Origin of the sequence: Paenibacillus sp. GCM10027630 (genome assembly GCF_042676305.1) — a bacterium.
Classification (GTDB): Bacteria; Bacillota; Bacilli; order Paenibacillales; family NBRC-103111; genus Paenibacillus_S.
On record NZ_JBHTGY010000031.1, the window covers coordinates 67,377 to 85,887 of the forward strand.

Annotated in this window: 15 protein-coding genes; 10 read left to right on the forward strand and 5 right to left on the reverse strand. The window is 44.4% G+C overall.

Going from position 1 to position 18,511, the window contains the following annotated elements:
• The first annotated feature begins 26 nt into the window (after positions 1-26).
• From ACFQ0C_RS14015 to ACFQ0C_RS14025, 3 genes are all read left to right on the forward strand, one after another.
• On the forward strand, positions 27-1,367 hold the full coding sequence (locus tag ACFQ0C_RS14015; RefSeq protein ID WP_379367746.1) for an extracellular solute-binding protein: 1,341 nt from the start codon (positions 27-29) through the stop codon (positions 1,365-1,367).
• A 74-nt stretch (positions 1,368-1,441) separates the two neighbouring features.
• Positions 1,442-2,374 carry a carbohydrate ABC transporter permease gene (locus ACFQ0C_RS14020; RefSeq protein ID WP_379367747.1) on the forward strand — a complete coding sequence of 311 codons (933 nt, stop codon included), beginning with the start codon at positions 1,442-1,444 and terminating at the stop codon, positions 2,372-2,374.
• Entirely contained in the window at positions 2,374-3,195 is an 822-nt protein-coding gene (locus tag ACFQ0C_RS14025) for a carbohydrate ABC transporter permease (protein ID WP_379367748.1), read from the forward strand. The genes ACFQ0C_RS14020 and ACFQ0C_RS14025 overlap by 1 nt, the downstream gene beginning before the upstream one ends.
• 88 nt (positions 3,196-3,283) lie before the next feature.
• Here ACFQ0C_RS14025 and ACFQ0C_RS14030 read toward each other — a convergent pair whose 3' ends face one another.
• From ACFQ0C_RS14030 to ACFQ0C_RS14040, 3 genes are all read right to left on the reverse strand, one after another.
• Positions 3,284-4,078, reverse strand: a complete 795-nt coding sequence (locus ACFQ0C_RS14030) for an ABC transporter ATP-binding protein (RefSeq protein ID WP_379367749.1) — start codon at positions 4,076-4,078, stop codon at positions 3,284-3,286.
• On the reverse strand, positions 4,078-4,992 hold the full coding sequence (locus ACFQ0C_RS14035) for an ABC transporter permease (protein WP_379367750.1): 915 nt from the start codon (positions 4,990-4,992) through the stop codon (positions 4,078-4,080). Before ACFQ0C_RS14035 ends, ACFQ0C_RS14030 begins: the two co-directional genes overlap by 1 nt.
• Before the next feature lie 99 nt (positions 4,993-5,091).
• Positions 5,092-6,135: an ABC transporter substrate-binding protein gene (locus ACFQ0C_RS14040; protein ID WP_379367751.1), complete on the reverse strand. Its 1,044-nt coding sequence runs from the start codon at positions 6,133-6,135 to the stop codon at positions 5,092-5,094.
• A 379-nt stretch (positions 6,136-6,514) separates the two neighbouring features.
• On the opposite strand from ACFQ0C_RS14040, the gene ACFQ0C_RS14045 reads away from it, so the two are divergent.
• A complete protein-coding gene (locus ACFQ0C_RS14045; RefSeq protein ID WP_379367752.1) occupies positions 6,515-7,192 on the forward strand; it encodes an SIMPL domain-containing protein in 678 nt (225 codons plus the stop codon).
• A 102-nt stretch (positions 7,193-7,294) separates the two neighbouring features.
• On the forward strand, positions 7,295-7,900 hold the full coding sequence (locus tag ACFQ0C_RS14050) for a pentapeptide repeat-containing protein (protein WP_379367753.1): 606 nt from the start codon (positions 7,295-7,297) through the stop codon (positions 7,898-7,900).
• A gap of 26 nt (positions 7,901-7,926) precedes the next feature.
• Here the strand turns inward: ACFQ0C_RS14050 and ACFQ0C_RS14055 are convergent, their stop codons facing one another.
• Positions 7,927-9,213, reverse strand: a complete 1,287-nt coding sequence (locus ACFQ0C_RS14055) for an MFS transporter (protein WP_379367955.1) — start codon at positions 9,211-9,213, stop codon at positions 7,927-7,929.
• A gap of 257 nt (positions 9,214-9,470) precedes the next feature.
• Between ACFQ0C_RS14055 and ACFQ0C_RS14060 the strand changes: the two genes are divergently transcribed.
• The 5 genes from ACFQ0C_RS14060 to ACFQ0C_RS14080 all read left to right on the forward strand — a co-directional run bounded on the left by ACFQ0C_RS14060 (position 9,471) and on the right by ACFQ0C_RS14080 (position 16,269).
• The gene (locus tag ACFQ0C_RS14060; RefSeq protein WP_379367754.1) at positions 9,471-11,744 is read left to right on the forward strand and encodes a helix-turn-helix domain-containing protein; all 2,274 of its coding nucleotides are present in this window, start codon (positions 9,471-9,473) and stop codon (positions 11,742-11,744) included.
• Between the two features lie 170 nt (positions 11,745-11,914).
• On the forward strand, positions 11,915-12,964 hold the full coding sequence (locus ACFQ0C_RS14065; RefSeq protein WP_379367755.1) for an ABC transporter ATP-binding protein: 1,050 nt from the start codon (positions 11,915-11,917) through the stop codon (positions 12,962-12,964).
• Positions 12,964-13,776 carry an ABC transporter permease gene (locus tag ACFQ0C_RS14070; protein ID WP_379367756.1) on the forward strand — a complete coding sequence of 271 codons (813 nt, stop codon included), beginning with the start codon at positions 12,964-12,966 and terminating at the stop codon, positions 13,774-13,776. The genes ACFQ0C_RS14065 and ACFQ0C_RS14070 overlap by 1 nt, the downstream gene beginning before the upstream one ends.
• 5 nt (positions 13,777-13,781) lie before the next feature.
• Positions 13,782-14,603, forward strand: a complete 822-nt coding sequence (locus tag ACFQ0C_RS14075; RefSeq protein ID WP_379367757.1) for an ABC transporter permease — start codon at positions 13,782-13,784, stop codon at positions 14,601-14,603.
• A 361-nt stretch (positions 14,604-14,964) separates the two neighbouring features.
• Positions 14,965-16,269 carry a voltage-gated chloride channel family protein gene (locus tag ACFQ0C_RS14080; protein WP_379367956.1) on the forward strand — a complete coding sequence of 435 codons (1,305 nt, stop codon included), beginning with the start codon at positions 14,965-14,967 and terminating at the stop codon, positions 16,267-16,269.
• Between the two features lie 156 nt (positions 16,270-16,425).
• Here ACFQ0C_RS14080 and ACFQ0C_RS14085 read toward each other — a convergent pair whose 3' ends face one another.
• Positions 16,426-18,492, reverse strand: coding sequence for a methyl-accepting chemotaxis protein (locus tag ACFQ0C_RS14085; protein ID WP_379367758.1), 2,067 nt, complete (start codon positions 18,490-18,492; stop codon positions 16,426-16,428).
• Positions 18,493-18,511 lie beyond the last annotated feature (19 nt).

Here is an 18,511-nt window from a genome sequence, read left to right on the forward strand (position 1 = left end):
GCAGGAAAAAATAGGGAGGTTGAATCATGAAAAAAGCAGTAACATCATTGACGCTTTCGTCCATGCTTTTATTGGCAGCTTGTGGCGGCGGAGCACCGGCAACTACTTCAGCTGGCAAAACGGATACCCCTACTAACAATGACAAGAAGCCGGCTGAGACTAAAGCAGCGGATGCAAGTAAGGCCGGAGAGAAAAAGACATTGGAATTTTGGTATATCGACCCGGGCGATAAGGAAAAGGTGTATTTGGAAGCCGTTGAACGCTTTAAGAAAAAACATCCGAATGTTGAAGTAAAGGCATTACAAACCCCTAATGATACCTACAAACAAAAGTTCGCTGTTGCCATGTCGGGCGGCAATCCTCCTGATGTGTTCCATTCCTGGGGCGGAGGCTGGTTAAAGGAGTTCGTTACTCAAGGCAATGTACTGGACATCACCGGCAAAATCGATGCCAATTCATATGTAAAGACAGTGCTGGATAACGCTACATTTAACGGAAAAAATTATGGAGTTCCATTGGGCCTCTCCGTTACTATGGTTTGGTATAACAAAGATATATTTGCCAAATACGGCATCAAGCAGCCTGCTACATGGGAAGAGTTTATGACCGTGATTGATACATTGAAGCAAAATAAATTAATACCATTCACTTTGGCTAACCAGCCTAAATGGCCGGGAGCTTACTATTTCATGTATTTGGCCGATCGCGTTGCAGGACCTGAATTGTTCAAAAGCGCCCTTGGACGTACCGGCAAAACCTTTGATGACGATGGATATGTACAAGCTGGAAAACTGATTCAAGATTTGGTGAAGAGAGATGCCTTCAACAAAGGCTTTAACGGAGTTCCATGGGATGCGGGGCAGGGCAGACAAATTCTTTATACAGAGCAAGCCGCTATGCTCGTTATGTCTAATTCTATAGTGAATAATGTAAGGACGGAAGCTCCTACATTTGAGAAGAAGCTTGATTTCTTCCCATTCCCAACAGTTCCAGGAGGTAAGGGCGATCCATCTGACATTGGTGGAGCATCCGCACCGGTGTGGTCTGTATCCGCTAAAACTAAAAACCCGGATCTGGCCATCGAGCTTATTAAAGAGCTGTCAAGTCAAGAAACGGCACAAAACTACTCGGATCGTACCGGATCTCCTGTCGGTGTAAAAGGTGTTACTTACAAGGATGAATTCGCGAAACGCCTCGGGGTATACGTTGACAAGGCCAAGGATATTCACTGGCCGTATGACCAGACACTGCCGCCTGACCTGGCTGAGCTGCACAAGGATACAACGCAGGCTATTTTCGGATTGTCCATGACTCCGGAAGAAGCGGCTAAGAAGATGGAAGAGAAAGCGAAGCAAATTCTTAAATAAGAATAGCAGCCTTAGGTGGATAAAGAGAGGGAATCTCCTCTCTTTATCCTGATGGCATGGAGGATGTGATAGTCATGGATACAACGGTTGCTACCCTAGCCAAAGTAACACAAACGCAGATGAGAAGAAAAAGAGTCCTGACCAAAAGAGTAACCGTGGCCTTATTTATAGCTCCTGCTTTGCTGGTCTATTTGCTCTATATGGTGTATCCGATTATCGGAACGCTTCAATACAGCTTCTATGATTGGAAGGGCGGGCCTGACAAAACGTTTGTAGGCTTGAATAACTATGCCAAGCTGTTTGCTGACTCAGTTTTTTGGAGCTCTCTAGGCAATAACCTGAAAGTGGTGCTGGCTTCCGTATTTCTGCAAATTCCTCTAGGGCTGCTTATGGCGCTTCTGCTGTTCGCTCCGATTAAGGGAATGCGTTTTTTTCAAACGGTTTACTTCATGCCCTTCTTGATGTCAACCGTAGCAATCGGCCTACTCTGGGTATTTATGTTCGATCCGTTGAACGGCTCCATCAATCGATTAATAGGTCTGTTTGGCATTGAAAATGTAGCATGGTTGAGTGAAGCAAAGACAGCTATGGCTTCTATATTGCTTGTAGTTGTATGGCAATATGCTCCTTTTTATATGATATTGTTCAAAGCGGCTATAGTTGGGATATCGGAGGAATTATATGAAGCTGCATCGATTGATGGAGCTGGACCATGGACACGTTTTTCACGGATTACTTTCCCTATGCTGGTTCCAACGATTGTAACATCTTCTATATTAGCGATAGTCGGTTCTCTTAAAGCATTCGATATTTTCTACATAATGACTGGTGGCGGTCCCAACAACAGCACGGAATTGCTAGGCATTTATATGTATAAACAAGCCTTCGTCCATTTCAATATGGGATTTGCGAGCGCAGTTGCCTTTATGATGTTCTTGCTTGCCTTTCTCGTCGCTGGAATTATTCAATATATGGAATATAACCGGAAGAAGAAGGGGGCGGTCTAATGGCGCTGAGAACCTTCAAGACCATTCCTTTATATATCCTGTCACTAATTTTACTAGTCTTTACCGGATACCCATTCTTGTACATGGTATTGACCTCATTTAAAACGCAGGAAATGTTTTTTATGGATCCTTTTTCTTTATTCGTGCCGGTTCAGTTCAGCAACTATGTGATGGCATTTGAGAAAGGCTTGACCAGCTATTTTGTAAACAGCTTTTACGTTACAGCCATTTCGGTTTTGCTAATCGTCCTGTTTGCAGCCTTGGCGAGCTATCCGTTAAGCCGAATTCGATTTCGCATGAGCAAGGTGCTGTTTATGCTATTTGTATCAGGTATGATGCTGCCTATCCATTCCACATTAATTCCTATATTCAAGCTGACTCAGGATATGGGGCTGTATGATTCGCTGATGGCGCTGCTTGGACCCTACATTGCGTTCAGCTTGCCGATTTCGATCTTTATCCTTACTCAGTTTATGTCAGAGCTGCCCCGTGAAATTGAAGAAGCTGCTGAGATTGATGGCTGTACGCATGCGCGAATCTTTTGGAATATCATTCTGCCAATGATTACTCCTGCGCTATCCACCATCGTTATTTATAATTTTATTCATATTTGGACTGAATTTATATTTGCGCTTGTATTGATCACCAGTCCTGAGAATATGACGCTTCCTCTCGGCATGCAAAAATATTATGGCGAGCTGACAGTTAATGTTCCTGCTTTAATGGCCGCTTTAACAATGGCAAGCATGCCGATTTTGCTGGTTTACTTCTTTGCCCAGGAAAAAATCGTCAAAGGCTTGACAGGCGGAGCCGTTAAGTAAACCGTTATGGAGATCCAAACCAAACTAAATCAGCCATGCCGCAAACGCTGCGGACATGGCTGATTTGGTTTGGTTTGGAATATTTTTATTATCCCAGCATGACACGGTCATCGGATAATTTGCTGCCGCTAATTTTCTCGAATTCGCCAAGCAACTGCTCGATAGTTAAATCCTTTTTCCGCTGTTCGTTTACATCCAGAATGATTCGGCCTTTATCCATCATGATCAGGCGGTTGCCAAGACGAATAGCTTGCTCCATATTATGAGTAACCATAAGGGTAGTCAGCTTCATTTCACAAACTATATCCTTGGTCAATTGTGTTATTAATTCCGCTCTGGCCGGGTCAAGCGCAGCTGTATGCTCATCGAGCAGCAATATTTGCGGTCTCGTGAAGGTAGCCATCAAGAGGCTTAGAGCTTGTCTTTCTCCACCGGATAATAATCCAACCTTAGCCCGAAGCCTGTTCTCCAGACCGATACCCAGTCGCTGCAGCTGTTCATGGAAGTAGGAGCGTTTACTCGAAGTAACTCCAAAACCAAGCCCTCGTTGTTTCCCGCGAGCATAAGCCATTGCAAGATTCTCTTCAATGGTCATACGAGGCGCCGTACCAGCCATCGGATCCTGAAAGACACGCCCAATCCAGCGGCTGCGCTTGTATTCAGGAAGCTGGTGGATTGTATTTCCCTCAATCCGAACCTCACCCGTATCCGGAGTCATGACGCCGGAGATGATGTTCATTAATGTTGATTTACCTGCACCGTTGCTGCCTATAACGGTAATGAAGTCGCCTGGATTCAGCATCAAGTTGATATCGATTAAGGCGATCTTCTCGTCGGCTGTTCCGGGATTAAATAACTTGGAAACATTGGAGAGCTGCAGCATCAGCGTTCACCTCCCGTTTTTTGACCCAGGGTGAAGGCAATCAACTCGGCAGAGCGTTTCTTGGCCAAAGCACGTTGCTTGATAGTGCGCCGTAGAGAGGGAAGCACTAAAGCAACAATAACTATAATGGCGGTGATGAGCTTAAGGTCGGATGTTTTTAACCATTCTACTTGGAGAGCGAGTGCAACGACAATACGATAGACGATAGAACCAAGCACCGCAGCAAGCGTAGCGAAAAAGACGGTACGCGCTCCAAAGATAGCTTCACCGATAATAACGGAGGCTAATCCGATAACAATCATGCCGATTCCCATTGATATATCTGCAAACCCGGATTGCTGGGCAATGAGTGCACCTGAAAGTGCTACCAGTCCATTGGATAGGCTAACTCCCAGAATGGTAGTGGTATCAGTGTTGGCACCGAGGCTTCGTATCATCCTGGAATTATCACCGGTAGCTCTAAGAGCCAGCCCTAAATCAGTATGGAGAAATGCATCGAGCATCAGCTTGACAACAATTACGATGATCAGCATGAGAGCAAAGGGGGAAATATTAATGAACAGGGTGTCAGAGCCGAGCAAGGAAATATTCGGCTTGCCCATAATTCGCAAATTAATCGAATAAAGCGCTATCATCATTAAAATTCCGGATAGCAATCCGTTGATTTTACCTTTTGTATGCAATAGTCCTGTACATGCGCCAGCCGCGAGACCGCCAACGAAAGCTGCTAAACAGGCAATTACAGGAGCATAGCCGTTGGATATCATGATGGCCGCAATAGCTCCGCCCGTTGTGAAGCTGCCGTCCACAGTCAAATCGGGGAAATCCAGGATGCGGAATGTGATATAAACGCCAAGCGCCATCAAGGCATACAGCAGGCCTAATTCAACCGCGCCGTATAGCGATTCAAACATAATGAATACCTCCTGAGAGTTTTCGTACAAAGCTTGCCATAAGCTTTAATCAAAACAGGAGTGAACGAACAAGACGTTCACTCCCGTAATCAATTTTACTTACTGGATGATGTTTTTTTCTTTATCCTTAACAACAGCTTTCATAGCTTCAGTAACTTCAATGCCCTGATCTTTAGCTGCCTTTAAATTTAGAATAAGGTCCAGCTTATCTGGAACCGTTACTTTCATATCAGCCGTTTTTTTGCCGTTTTTTAGAATATCAACAGCCAGCTGTCCGACTTGATATCCATGATCGTAATATTTGAAGCCAAATGTAGCAAAAGCACCTTTTTCAACCGTATCACGATCGCTGGAGAAGAAAGGAATATGCTTATCTTTTGCAATTTGCAGTAAAGTATCCACTCCGCTTACTACTGTGTTGTCTAATGTGATGTAGAGAGCGTCAACCCGACCGGCTAATGATTGCGCCGCCTGCTTAACCTCTGAGGTATTAGTTACTGGAGCTTTAATCAGCTTGATACCGTGCTTAGAAAGTGCTTCCTCGGCTTTATTCCCCATAACAACCGCATTGGATTCACCTTCATTAATGACTAGACCCACCGCTTTTACCTTAGGAAAATTGCTTGCTATGAAATCCATCAGCCGTGTAATGGCTTCCGGATTTGTATCGGATGCCCCGGAGACGTTGCCGCCCGGCTTGTCCACATTGCTAACAACTTTGGCAGCGACAGGATCGGTCACAGCTGCGAATAAGACAGGAGATTTTTTTACTTGCTGTACGACAGCCTGGGCCGAAGGTGTTGCAATAGCGAACACCAGATCATTATCAGCAGAAGCTAGCTTCTGAGCGATAGATAAATTATTGGTTTGATCACCCTGAGCGTTATTGTAATCGAGCTTCAAATTGCTGCCCTCTGTTATTCCAGCATCCTTTAATGCTGCCAGGAAGCCTTGTCTTGTGGCATCCAGTGACGGGTGCTCGACGATTTGTGAGATGGCAACTTTATACGTCTTTTGTTCAGGTTTGGCGGAACCATTGGCTGCTGGAGCTTCTGTATTACCTGCTCCCGGTTTTTGCCCACAGCCTACAGCGGTTAATAGGACTGCTGCCAATACTAGCGATACCCAAGTTTTCTTTTTCAAAAATAATTCCCCTCTCGATAAGTTAAGTAAGTTTGCTTGTGCATGTTTATCGTAGGGACATCGGAATATGATCCTGCTATTTAATCGGGAAAAGCGCTAAAGCGAAGATCGATCAAAAGGACCCACGGATGCGCAAGCATATTTAACCATAGTTTAATTCTACATCCTAGTTTCGTCAAATAATTTCACTTAAAACAGCCTATTATGGAACAAATTGTATGGAATGGATCATTTTATTTATGTAATATAATGGTAATTATTTTTGGTTGATAAAGCTGGTTCCGCAAGGTGCATAGAAATAAATTCAAGAGCAGTTATTTTAGAAATAACCGTCAAATACATTATTCAGTAGATGATTATGAGAAAGGCGGTTGGTACCATGTATTACAATCAAGCCTTGCCCCCGGCTCCTATGATGAATAGTCAGACCCTAATGAATAATCGTCCTACTATAGAAGTCACTGGTGAAGGGACGGTTTCTGCGGCTCCTGACAAGGCAGTTGTAGAACTGGGTGTAATAACGGAGAATCTAAGCCTATCTGCAGCCCAAAAGAAAAATGCCGAAGCTATGGCTAAGGTAATAGATTCACTGCTAAAACTCAGCATTCCACAAGAGAATATTCAAACCTTCGATTACCGAATAGATATGGAATATAACTATGAGGAGGGAAAACAAACCTTTCGGGGGTATAAGGTGACGCATCTGCTCCAGGTTATTATTAATAAAATTGACCAAACCGGCATTGTTATTGATACAGCAGTTAACAACGGTGCGAATTCAGTATCAAACATACAGTTTACTGTGGCGCACCCGGAAGCTTACTACAACCAGGCTCTAGCATTAGCTGTTAAAAATGGTGAACGCAAGGCACTAACTATCGCTAGTACTTTAGGTGTGACTCTGAATAAATTTCCAGGTAAAGTTGAAGAAGTATCTCCATCGGTGGCTCCCTCTCCCTATCAGGCCAAACTGTTTGCTCAAGCTGCTGCAACCCCGATTCAACCGGGCGAGTTGAAAATTGCCGCTTCCGTAAGGTCACAATATTTTTATTATTAGTTGCGAAGTACTACGATGAAAATATGACATGTTTCTGAACGTCATTTCTTTGGGATTCGTGCATGATATACTTATATGAAAAAAAGACTTGGGTGGATAACCATGTACCAGTATATAGATCAATCTTACGAAGGAAAAGATTTCAGCCATGCTGACCAAAGAGATGGCGAGCTCATTAGATGTACGTTTACACGCTGCAGCTTTAGCCATACCAATTTGCAAGAGGTGAGCACAAGCAGCTGCCGTTTTATCGAATGTAATTTTAAAGGCGCTTCACTTAATGCCTCAACACATGCGGAAACCGCATTTTTAAACTGCAACTTCTATGGTGCGAATCTGTTTGTGGCTGCTTTCACGGAATGTAAAATGACAGGCTCTGATTTCAACACGGCGCAGCTGGACGGGATTACGATTCGTGGGGGAGACTGGTCGTATACGAATCTCAGGAATGTAAACTTGGCGAAGCAAAATTTGCGCGGGGTTCGTTTTTTTGAGGCTGATCTGAATGGCTGCAGTATGGAGAAAGCTGATTTAAGAGACGCTGATTTATCCAGAACACAGCTTGGAAAGGTGAAGCTTCAAGGTGCTGATCTGAGAGGGGCTATAATGGAGGGTGTCGACATGAAGGCGATGGATGTCAAAGGAGTTCGTATGGATGCCTTGCAGGCAGTTGCATTTTTGCGTTCCTTTGGTGCGAAGATTGATTAATGGATTTGCATCCGTAAGCAGACAAATTATAAAGCCTGCTTACGGTCTTGGGACACCTTGCCGGCCCACCGCAGTAGTATAGGGGACAGTATAACCAAGAAGCATAGTGAGCCAACGACTCGGGCCGAACCGAGCAGGGTCATACAGGCTTCGTAGGTTACATGGGAATACAGCTGCATACCGACGATGGGCGCAAAGATGGCAGAAACTTGGGTTAGCGTGGTGTAAACGGCTATAGCTCTCTGACGTCTGGAGTCTGTTACAATTTCCAGCAGACGGTTAAATATAGATTGTTGAAAGCCTGCTGTAGCAATGCCGCCGATAAAATCGTAGACATAAACCCAGTTCATATTAGGAACATGCAGCCAGAAGTAGGGTGTGATAGCAAGCATCAACGCTGATCCGAACAAAGTCCACCCTGTTCCCCTACGATCTGCTATACGCGCGCACAATTGGAAGCCCAACAAAGCTCCGATAGCACCGATGATAGTATCTATACTCATCATAGTATTGGTAGCGAGCAAAGTGTCTACTTTGACTTTGGTAAAAATCGGCCAAACCGCTTGCCAGGAAAAGATGAATATGATGGCACTTAAGCAAAATAAATAATAGGCTCTTCCATGGTTTAAGTTGTACCGCTCCATCCATTTGACAGAAGTATCCTGGCGCTTGGCCTGTAATTGCAAATCTGATTCTGGCTCCGTCCCCTTAATTTCCTCGCTTGGAATACGCAGCTTCATAAAATACCAAGTTTCCACTATAGCCGCGGCAAAGCCGATGCAAAATGCAATCTGATAGCCGTAAGGAAAGGGGAGCAGGTCAATTCCCCAGCCCGCGACAAATGCAATGATCATTCCGCAAAATCCGGTCCAAATATTACGCTGCGCTAATACGCGATTGCGGTAAGAGGCTGGAAGTATCTCTCCCATCATCGATTGCCAAGCTACAGCGATAACTGAATTGAAGGCATTATATAAGCCGACCAATAAAATTAAGGCCATGATTGGCGAAACATTGAGATAAGGAACGAAGATCAAGAGAAAATAAAAAAAACGGCATAATAGAATTAAACCGCCAACGATACGTTTCTGCTTGCGGAAGCGGGAGATAATCATAGATGCCGGCAAGGTCAGCAATAAGGTCAGCAAGGCTGGAATGGAGGACAAAAGTGCGTAATCGCTATTAGTAGCTCCAAGACGTGACGCTAGCACACCGATAAAAGGCGTGACAAAATTAAAGCCAATGGACCAGAAGATACCATTCCACAAGTTATTTCTTATGTTGTCCCTAAGAACCTTATACTCCGACTTCATCCGTGTCACCTGAATTCCTCTTGATGGTATTTTACGTTGCCCCTCCCTATTGTATATGAAGCCATAGACTCCTTCCATCATAAAATTTCCAGGCTTGCCTAAATAGGAAGCTCTTTCCACTTAAACGCGTATATAGGATCCAGGGAATTGAAGTAGTCATCGCGGCAGCTTTGGCTTTCTGTTATAATAGGTATTACGAATCATGATTACGTTTTCATACGTATATTTAATACTGCTAGAGTAGGAGCTGTCTTACATTGCCTAAATACTTGTATCGATTGCTTGTGTTCACCTTATTGCTCGTATTCATACCTGTTGCTTCTATTGGGTCTGTTTCATACTATATCGCATCACAGGATATTGAGTTGAAAGTTAATAAAGGAAATGAACAAATTCTTTTGCAAAATCAAATGCGAATCGAGCAAGTATTAAAAAGTGTGGAATTGGCGGCTGTGCAATATTTGAATTCCACTATGGTATTGGATTCACTTTATAGTAATTTGACGAGTGAAGATTTTGGTCCCATAACTGACCTCGCCAGAGGCTTGTACCATGTGCAGTCCCTATCGGGAGTATCAGGAACTTATCTGATCAATTTAGAGCAGGATTGGATGATCAGCAACAGCGGTTTTACCCCGGCCTCAAGCTTTGCTAATCAAGAGGCACTTGTTGAATACGGGAAGTATTCCAAAAATTTATTCTGGATTGCCTCAGACCCCGCCAAAGAGAAGCCTCCGGCTAACGGAGATAAACTAGCCATGGATACAATCCGGCTGGTCGTTAAGCTTCCCATAGTAACTGCCAGCTCCAAACCTAGAGCGTTATTGATAATTAACATGTCATACAGTGTCTTGGAAAGCTATTTGACCCAAAACGCTCAATTGGGAAGAATTTATGTATTGAATGCTGAGCGAGAGCCGTTTCTGGCTAGCTACAGCTCTCCACCCCTGGATCAAGACATAATAAATAACTTGAAGCTTGCGTCCACGACAACAGGTTTGTTTAAAGGCGACGATTTAGCCGTCAATTTCAAGGTTGCCCAATACAATAATTGGTCTTACGTTTCGGTTGCTTCCATAGATGAAATAACTAAGGAATCGAAGAAAATTGCTCTCATAACTTTGAACGCTTGCTTGGTAATTATTATTTTATTCGCTGCCGCGGCTTTCTATGGAAGCCGGAAAATGTATACACCGATCCGTAAATTGTTCGTTACTATGGAAAAGATGGAAGGCGAATCTACAGACCTGAGGCAGAAGGATGAATTTGCTTATTTGGAGGATCGCTTCAATAATTTATTCAGCACCCGTAAGGAGCTTCAACAGCTCCATAATGTTCAGCTGCCTCAGATGAAGGAATTTTTCCTGCTCAAGCTATTTATGGGGCAAATTACGGAAAGCGAATTTACATTCAAATGCGAAACCTATGGCTTCACGAACCAAAAGAAAGCTTTAGGAGTGTTAACTCTGCAGATCGATACGCTGCAGGATACGCGGTATTTGGAGCGGGACAAGGAGCTGCTGCTATTTGCTATCAATAACATAGTGGGTGAGCTGATCCCCGCAGAGCGGATGCTGGGTACGCTGTTGCTGGACCAATCGCAGGTGTCGCTGCTGGCGAGTGACACAGAAGATCCGGAAGAGCTAAAGGCAATCTTCTATGAGACGTCCGAGCTGATCAAGACAAAGGTACATGAGCTGCTGCAGTTGGATATTAGCATTGGCATCAGTCGTCCTTTCTACAAATACACCGATGCTATGGATGCTTATACGGAAGCATTGGAAGCCTTGAAGCGAAGAATCAGTCTGGGCAATGATATCATTCTTCAATATGATGATATTGATTCGGTGAACGGGAATAAGGGAAGCGCCATCGCTTCTCTGAACCATATAGAGGAGTACTTTATTAATGCGCTTAAAGTAGGGGACGATCTTTCAGCTTTCGAGCATTATGATAAGTATGTGGCTTCGATCATGGAACGGGGCGTCAAGTTCAACGATTATCAAATATTAATGCTCCAACTGATTACTCGAATCTATCAGCTGGTTCAGCAGCAAGGGGGATCGTTGGACAGCTTAATCGGTACCAATTCAATCGTTAGCCAATTTATGAAGCTGAATACAGCACAAGGCATATCGGCTTGGTTCAAAAAGGAGCTGCTACCTCCAACCCTTGCGTTCGTGAAACAGCGCGTTGAGTCACAGTACCTGAATACAGCTCATCAAATGGTTCAATTGATCCATGAGCAGTATGATCAAGACATATCATTGGAATCATGTGCAGATCAGCTCAAATTTCATCCTGTTTATTTAAGCAGAGTATTTAAGAAAGAAATCGGCGTTACTTTTATTGATTACTTGACGGATTATCGTGTTAATATGGCCAAGAAGCTGCTGGAAACAACTAATCTTAAAATTTCTGAAATCGCCGAACGCCTCAACTATAATAGCTCGACTGGCTTTATCCGAACCTTCCGCAAGATTACGGGAGTGACCCCGGGTCAATACAGGGAAAGCCAAACGAAACTATAACATAGCCTTAATCTGCCGGTATTCCTTTGTAAAGGAATGGCCGGTTTTTTTGTATCCACTGAAAGCTAAATCAATTCTGATAATTTACAAAAAATTAAAATATTTTTCCACACTTTGGTAATTTTCTGCTATAATAAGACGAATTTCGCACCAGAGAGGGGTTTGGAGCTATGCCGTTGATTGAAGTGAACCAAGTAAGGAAGGTATTCGAAACGACTGTCAGAAGAAAAGGCCGCTTCGGAATGCTAAGCAGTTTGATAAGTCCCGAAAAGCGGGAGGTTGTGGCTGTAGAAGGGATTAGCTTCTCCATTGAAAAAGGGGAAAGCGTCGCTTATCTGGGACCCAATGGTGCGGGGAAATCGACTACGATCAAGATGCTCACAGGCATTCTGGAGCCGAGTGGAGGAAGTATTCTGGTAGCCGGCATGCCGCCGCATAAAAATCGTAAGCTGAGCAGCTATCAAGTCGGAGTTGTGTTCGGTCAACGCAGCCAGCTGTTATTTGATTTGCCGGTCAAAGACTCCTATGACCTGCTGAGGTATATGTACAGTATTTCGTGGGAGAACTACAATAGAAATTTACAGGAGTTTACTGAGATTTTGGAAGTAGAGCATCTTCTTGAACGTCCGGTGAGAACGTTGTCATTGGGACAACGAATGCGATGTGAAATTTTAGCAGCATTGCTGCATGATCCTGATATCTTATTTCTCGATGAACCCACCATTGGGCTGGATGTAGTTGCCAAGGAACGAATCAGAGCCTTTATTGAAAAGATCAACCGGGAAAAAGGAGTCACCCTTCTTTTAACAACACATGATATGAACGATATTGAAAGACTTTGTCACAGGACCATGATAATTGATAAAGGACAGCTTATCTATGATGGCAGCCTACAGTATATTAAGGATAACTTTGCGACGGAGCGGCAAATTAGAGCGGTTTTCCATGAGCCGTATACGGCAGCGGCAGCCGCCAAAGTATTTGCAAATAAACTGGGAGTTAGTGTTCAGGTTGAAGAACTGGTTCTAAGAATTACATACGATCAGAATTTGACCGATACATCCGAGTTATTGAAGCTGCTGCTGGACAAATATAATCCTCGTGACTTGACGATGCAAGATGAGAGTGTGGATGCACTGATCAGCAGGATCTACCGGGAAGGATTAGAAGGCAGTCCGAAGAAGCAGCGCCAACTGACCCTTGAGGGGGCTGTTAACTGATGCTGCAAGCTGTACAGCGCCTAACAGGTATGTCACGGATTGCGGTTCGCCAACGGATGCAATTCAGGTTCGACTTTATTATGACCTTGGTTTCAACGCTCATGTTCAGTGTTCTATACTTCATGTTATGGAAAGCCATCTATCAGTATTCAACGGATGCCGTGATGCCGTGGCAGCAGCTTATCACTTATGTGATGGTGGGGCAAGCCATTAACTTTGCCAGATGGTCACCGGCAGAACGTGCACCTACCTATGAAGTTGCCAGGAGGGTTAGATCGGGAGATATAGCACTTGATTTGATCCGTCCTGTAGATTTTCAATTGCAGCGATTTGTGGAAGCGGCGGGTTTCTTCGTCGTAGAGATGCTGTGGGTAAATGTACCGGCTATGCTGCTGCTTATTTTTATTTTGGGCATATCGCCACCAGCGGATCTGTATGCGGCGCTTGGCTTCATGGTCAGTTTAGTCATTGGCTTTCTGGTAGCTTTTAGCTTGAACTCCATTGTGATGATGATATCGTTCTTAACGACGAATACGTTCGGAGTTCAGATAGCCAAAAGAGCTATGGTTGATATTTTTGCCGGCACCCTGATTCCATTTGAATTTTTCCCGGCTGCCATGCGAACCGTGCTGGAATATTTACCGTTTCAAGCTATGGCATACATTCCTCTTTCCATATATACAGGGCGCTTGTCCGGCTGGCATATGGTTGAATCCTTATTTGAGCAGCTTGCTTGGGCTATTGTGATGATTATCATCAGCAGGCTTCTCTGGATGAAAGCAGCCAAACGCTTGACAATTAATGGGGGGTGATACTTGTGTTAGCGCCAAGACGGAATATGTTTCAGCAGATGATGTACTTGATTGGTTTGTATGGACAATATTTAAAAGTTTACGTAAAAACATTAATCGAATACCGCGCTGATACGATGATAGCCGTAGCTGCTGGAATTGTCGCCCAAGGAAGCACATTATTATTTTTAACTGTTATATTTCAACGCATCCCGAAGCTGGCGGATTGGAGCTTCTATGAGATGGTGTTTATATTCGGTCTCGCGGCGACAGCCAAGGCGCTGAATCAAGCTTTGTTCAATGCTCCGTTTTCACTGACAGGTTTAATTCGCAGAGGGCAGATGGATGTGATGATGGTCCGCCCTGTAGGTGCGCTATTTCAAGCGATAGGCAATTCGCAGGAATTGAATGGAGTAGGGCAATTGGTAACGGGAATCGCTATTATGATCTATTCGGCAGGACACCTGGAGATGGACTGGACGGTATGGTCGCTGCTGTATGCCGTTATAGCCCTGTTCAGCAGCGCAGTCATTCAATTCGCCATATTGCTGACGATTAGTGTATTGACCTTCTGGGTTCTTGAAATTCGGTCGCTCATTTATCCTATCAACTGGTTGTATGATTTTACGCGGTATCCGCTAGAAATCTTTCATCCGGTGCTGCGGGTATTATTGACCTATGTGATTCCTTACGCACTCGGCAGCTTTTTCCCGGCAGCTTTCCTGCTCCGTTCCCATCAGTATGAGTGGGCAGCTTGGGGAGTGCCTGCTACGGCAGTAGTAGTAATGACGCTTGCTTATTGGCTGTGGTCTGCGGGACTTAGGCGCTATTCGAGCGTTGCTGGTTAAAATTGTTGAGATTTTTACGTATTAAATCATCAGGTGAGTTCCTCTTTATATTCAGTTAGCGGGGAAGTAGCTATGTACTCTGAAGGTGCTGAACGGAACTGAAATTCCGCTATGCAGGGCGAATGATGAATACTATGCACAAAAACGAGAGATAACGGAATTAGTTCTTCCGGTATCTCTCTGTTTTTTTTGTACTTTCCAAGTTATAACGGAACGAACACGTATGCTAAAGCTTCGACTCATTTGTATCCGGAATATGACCAGACGAATAACAGCTTTTCTTACCGGCTCCTATTGCGCCTTTTTTTCCATAACGGTATCATTATTGGGAACAAAGAGTGGGGAGCGGAATAGGCGAATGATGCAGCAGATAAGGAAATGGGTGAAAATGTTGTCAGCAGATAGCAAGCTGCATTTGAATATAGTGAAGTATTTATTGCAATGGGCACTAATAGCGAGTGTGGTCGGATTATTAGCCGGCTCCGCATCGGCGTTATTCCTATATTGCCTGGATGTGGCTACGGAGGCAAGAATGAATGCTCCTTGGCTGCTGTATTTGCTCCCGCTAGGTGGTGCCTTAGTGAGCTGGGTATATTGGAAATACGGCAAAAGCAGCTCCAAGGGAAATAACCTCATTCTGGAGCAAATCCATCACGGAAGTGAGACCATTCCGTTTCGTATGGCTCCGCTTGTATTGGGTGGCACGGTGCTGACGCATTTATTCGGCGGCTCGGCAGGTCGTGAGGGGACCGCGGTACAGATGGGGGTAAGCCTGTCTGAATGGCTAGGAAAGCTCATCCGCATCGGTCCCATTGATCGTAAAATCCTGCTAATGTGCGGCATTAGCGCCGGGTTTGGCTCCGTGTTCGGCACGCCGCTCGCCGGTACAGTTTTCGGCTTGGAGGTGTTAGCCATCGGCCTTATCCGCTACGAGGCTCTGCTGCCTTGCTTCATCGCAAGCCTTGTTGCGAACAGTGTTACGACTGCATGGGGAATCAACCATATGCATTATGTAATGGGGCCAGTTCCTGAGCTAACTGCAGGGGTGCTCCTGAAGGTAACGGCAGCATCGATCGTATTCGGCTTGGTCAGTTTATGCTTCAGCGAGTTGACTCATAAACTAAAACAATGGTTTACAGGTGTTATTCACAATCCGGTTGCCAAAAGCTTTATCGGAGGTTGTATCATCATCATCCTGACCTATGCGATTGGCACGAGAGACTATCTTGGCTTGGGGCTGCCACTGCTTAAGGAATCTTTTGAAGGAACAGTAACAACTTTCGCTTTTCTAGGGAAGCTGGTTTTTACAGCCGTTACATTAGGTACAGGATTTCAGGGGGGCGAAGTCACACCGCTGTTTGTTATTGGGGCAACATTAGGCAATGCCTTGGCGCCAATGCTGGGGTTATATATGCCGTTTCTCGCTGCTCTTGGGTTAATTGCGGTCTTTAGTGGGGCGACGAACACACCGCTTGCCTGTTTTGTACTCGGTATTGAGCTGTTCGGCTCAGAGGGTGCCATCTATATGTTACTCGCCTGTATCATCAGCTACTTATTCTCGGGACATACCGGAATTTATACTTCCCAAAGACTGGGAGTATCCAAGAGCCGCGGCTTCGACTTTCCAGAAAACATGACCCTTGGCTCATTGAAAAAGAAAAAATAAAGCTGTGAAATAATGAAAATAAGCACAGTCAGCTTCCGCAGGGCGGTCTGATTGTGCTTATTTTCATATGCTGGAAGTCAGCGTGCGATCCTTTAGAGTTACCTTTCAGGCGGCAGAAAATTCTCAGTATGTATTCAGCTTTTCCTCATCCTTACTTTACCCTGCCGTGATCAGCTTCTTTTCTTCGCTATCCTCTTTTTTAGCCTCAGCTTCAGACTTTTTGCCCGAGCTGTCTCCGGGCGCTGTTTTAAGTTCTTTCGAATGCTCAATCGGAGTTTTCACAGAGGCTTCAAGCTTCTGTTCAGCTTCCTGGAGCATGGACGAATCTTTTTCACCAGTGAGGCGAGGGGTATCTGTATGTTCCAGTATTTCACTCTCTATTTTACCCTCTAATGAAGATATGCCTTCCAGGACCGATTTGTTATCCTCATTAATATGTTCCGCATTTATAGAATCCGAATTCATTTCGTCCAAGTCACCAATTTGGAATTTATTAATCTCCTCGAACAGCTTCTGCGATAACATAAGGATATCGTCGGCTTGGGCGGCGATTTGGTGAATGGCGCTATCCTGCTGGGAGGCTGCTGCGCTAACCTCTTCCACTCCAGCAGCCGTCTCCTGAGCGATAGCAGCCACATATTGCACAGATTCAACAAGCTGGCCGTTCTTCGACTTTGCTTGTGTGATCTGCTCTTGAATATGGTCGATTTGAACGGATAGCTCGTCCATCGAACCACGGATTTGTCCGAAAGCTTCCATACTTTCACCCATCTTGCTGTTTTGTTGATCAAATGACTTTCTTGCATCGCCAAAATAAGATTCCAAATCCTTGGTTTGCGCTAAAAGTGAGCTGATAATAGAAGAAATCATCTTGGATGATTCATTGGTTTGTGCAGACAAATGTCTTACTTCTTCGGCAATGACGGAGAAGCCTCGGCCATGAACGCCTGCACGCGCTGCTTCTATAGCTGCATTAATAGCGAGCACGTTGGTCTGATGCGATATATCGCTTATTGTATTTACGATTTTATTAATTTGAGTAGTACTCGACGAAAGGCCTTCCATAGCGCGATAGACTTTCTCAAGGATGGACTCTGACGTTCCAGAGGCTAGCTTCAATGCTTCCATAGAAGTCGAACCGGCATGAGTGTTGAATGCTGCTTCACGACTGCGGTTCTGAACGATTTGAATAAATTCGGAAATAATTATGATTTCTTGCTCCAACTCCGCGATGATATAAGAGCTTTGTTCCGATTGTGAAGCCTGCTGGTCAGCACCATTCGAGATTTCTTTAATGGCACGGAGGATGTCTGCATTAGCCGTGGCAGTTGAACCTGAGAAGCTGCGGAATGTGTTGGAATGCTCAGTCAAGTAGGAGGCAATGCCTTGTGTGTTAGCGAGCATGCTGCGGACTTGATCAATCATCTGATCGAAGCTGCTGCTTAGCGATCCTAATTCATCCTTGGAGCTACTATTGATTTTGAACCTCAAATCACCAGCTGCAATTGACTGTACCGCCTGCTGCAATCTTTTAATAGGAGAGATGAAGGAACGGATTAACAGTAATGCAATTGCAAGTGAGAAAAAGATAACAAATACAGAAGCAATCAGCATGACTGTTACCGTGCTATTCAATAAGTCTTGTGTGCTGGCCACTGCGAGCTCTGCGTCATGGGAGTAGGCCACGTAAAATTGATCTACATTAATGAAGATGTCTCCCATTAGCTTTTGCGATTCGTTATATAAATACTCCATATTGGTGTCCAAATCTTTGGGAGGCAGGTTGTTTTCTTGAATCAATTTAGCTGCAACATCGAAAGTATTCGTGTAGTCACCGGTTAGTGAGATTAGCTTGCTGCGCCACTTGGCTTGCTCGGGTGTCGTTGCTGTTTCTCCAATTCGTTTAATCATCCCATCGTAAATTTTTCTTTTTTCATTATATTTAGGTATGTATTCAACCTTTTTGGAAATCTCCAAGCCAGAGGCGATGATATTAAGCTCCTGTACCATTTCCTTAAGTTCCAAAGCCATCAGCTTGAGCTCTACCTTATCGTTTTGCTGATTCAGATGCTCTTTAATATTATGCACTTGCTGTAAGTTGTACAAGGCCACAGCCAGAAAGAGGATCAGCATACCGGAAAAACCAAGCAAAAGCTTCATCCTCAATGTCATGCTGGGTCTTTTGGACATCTTCCTTAATAGTGTGTTCATTGTTTGTATCAATTAAAACCCCTCCATCCTT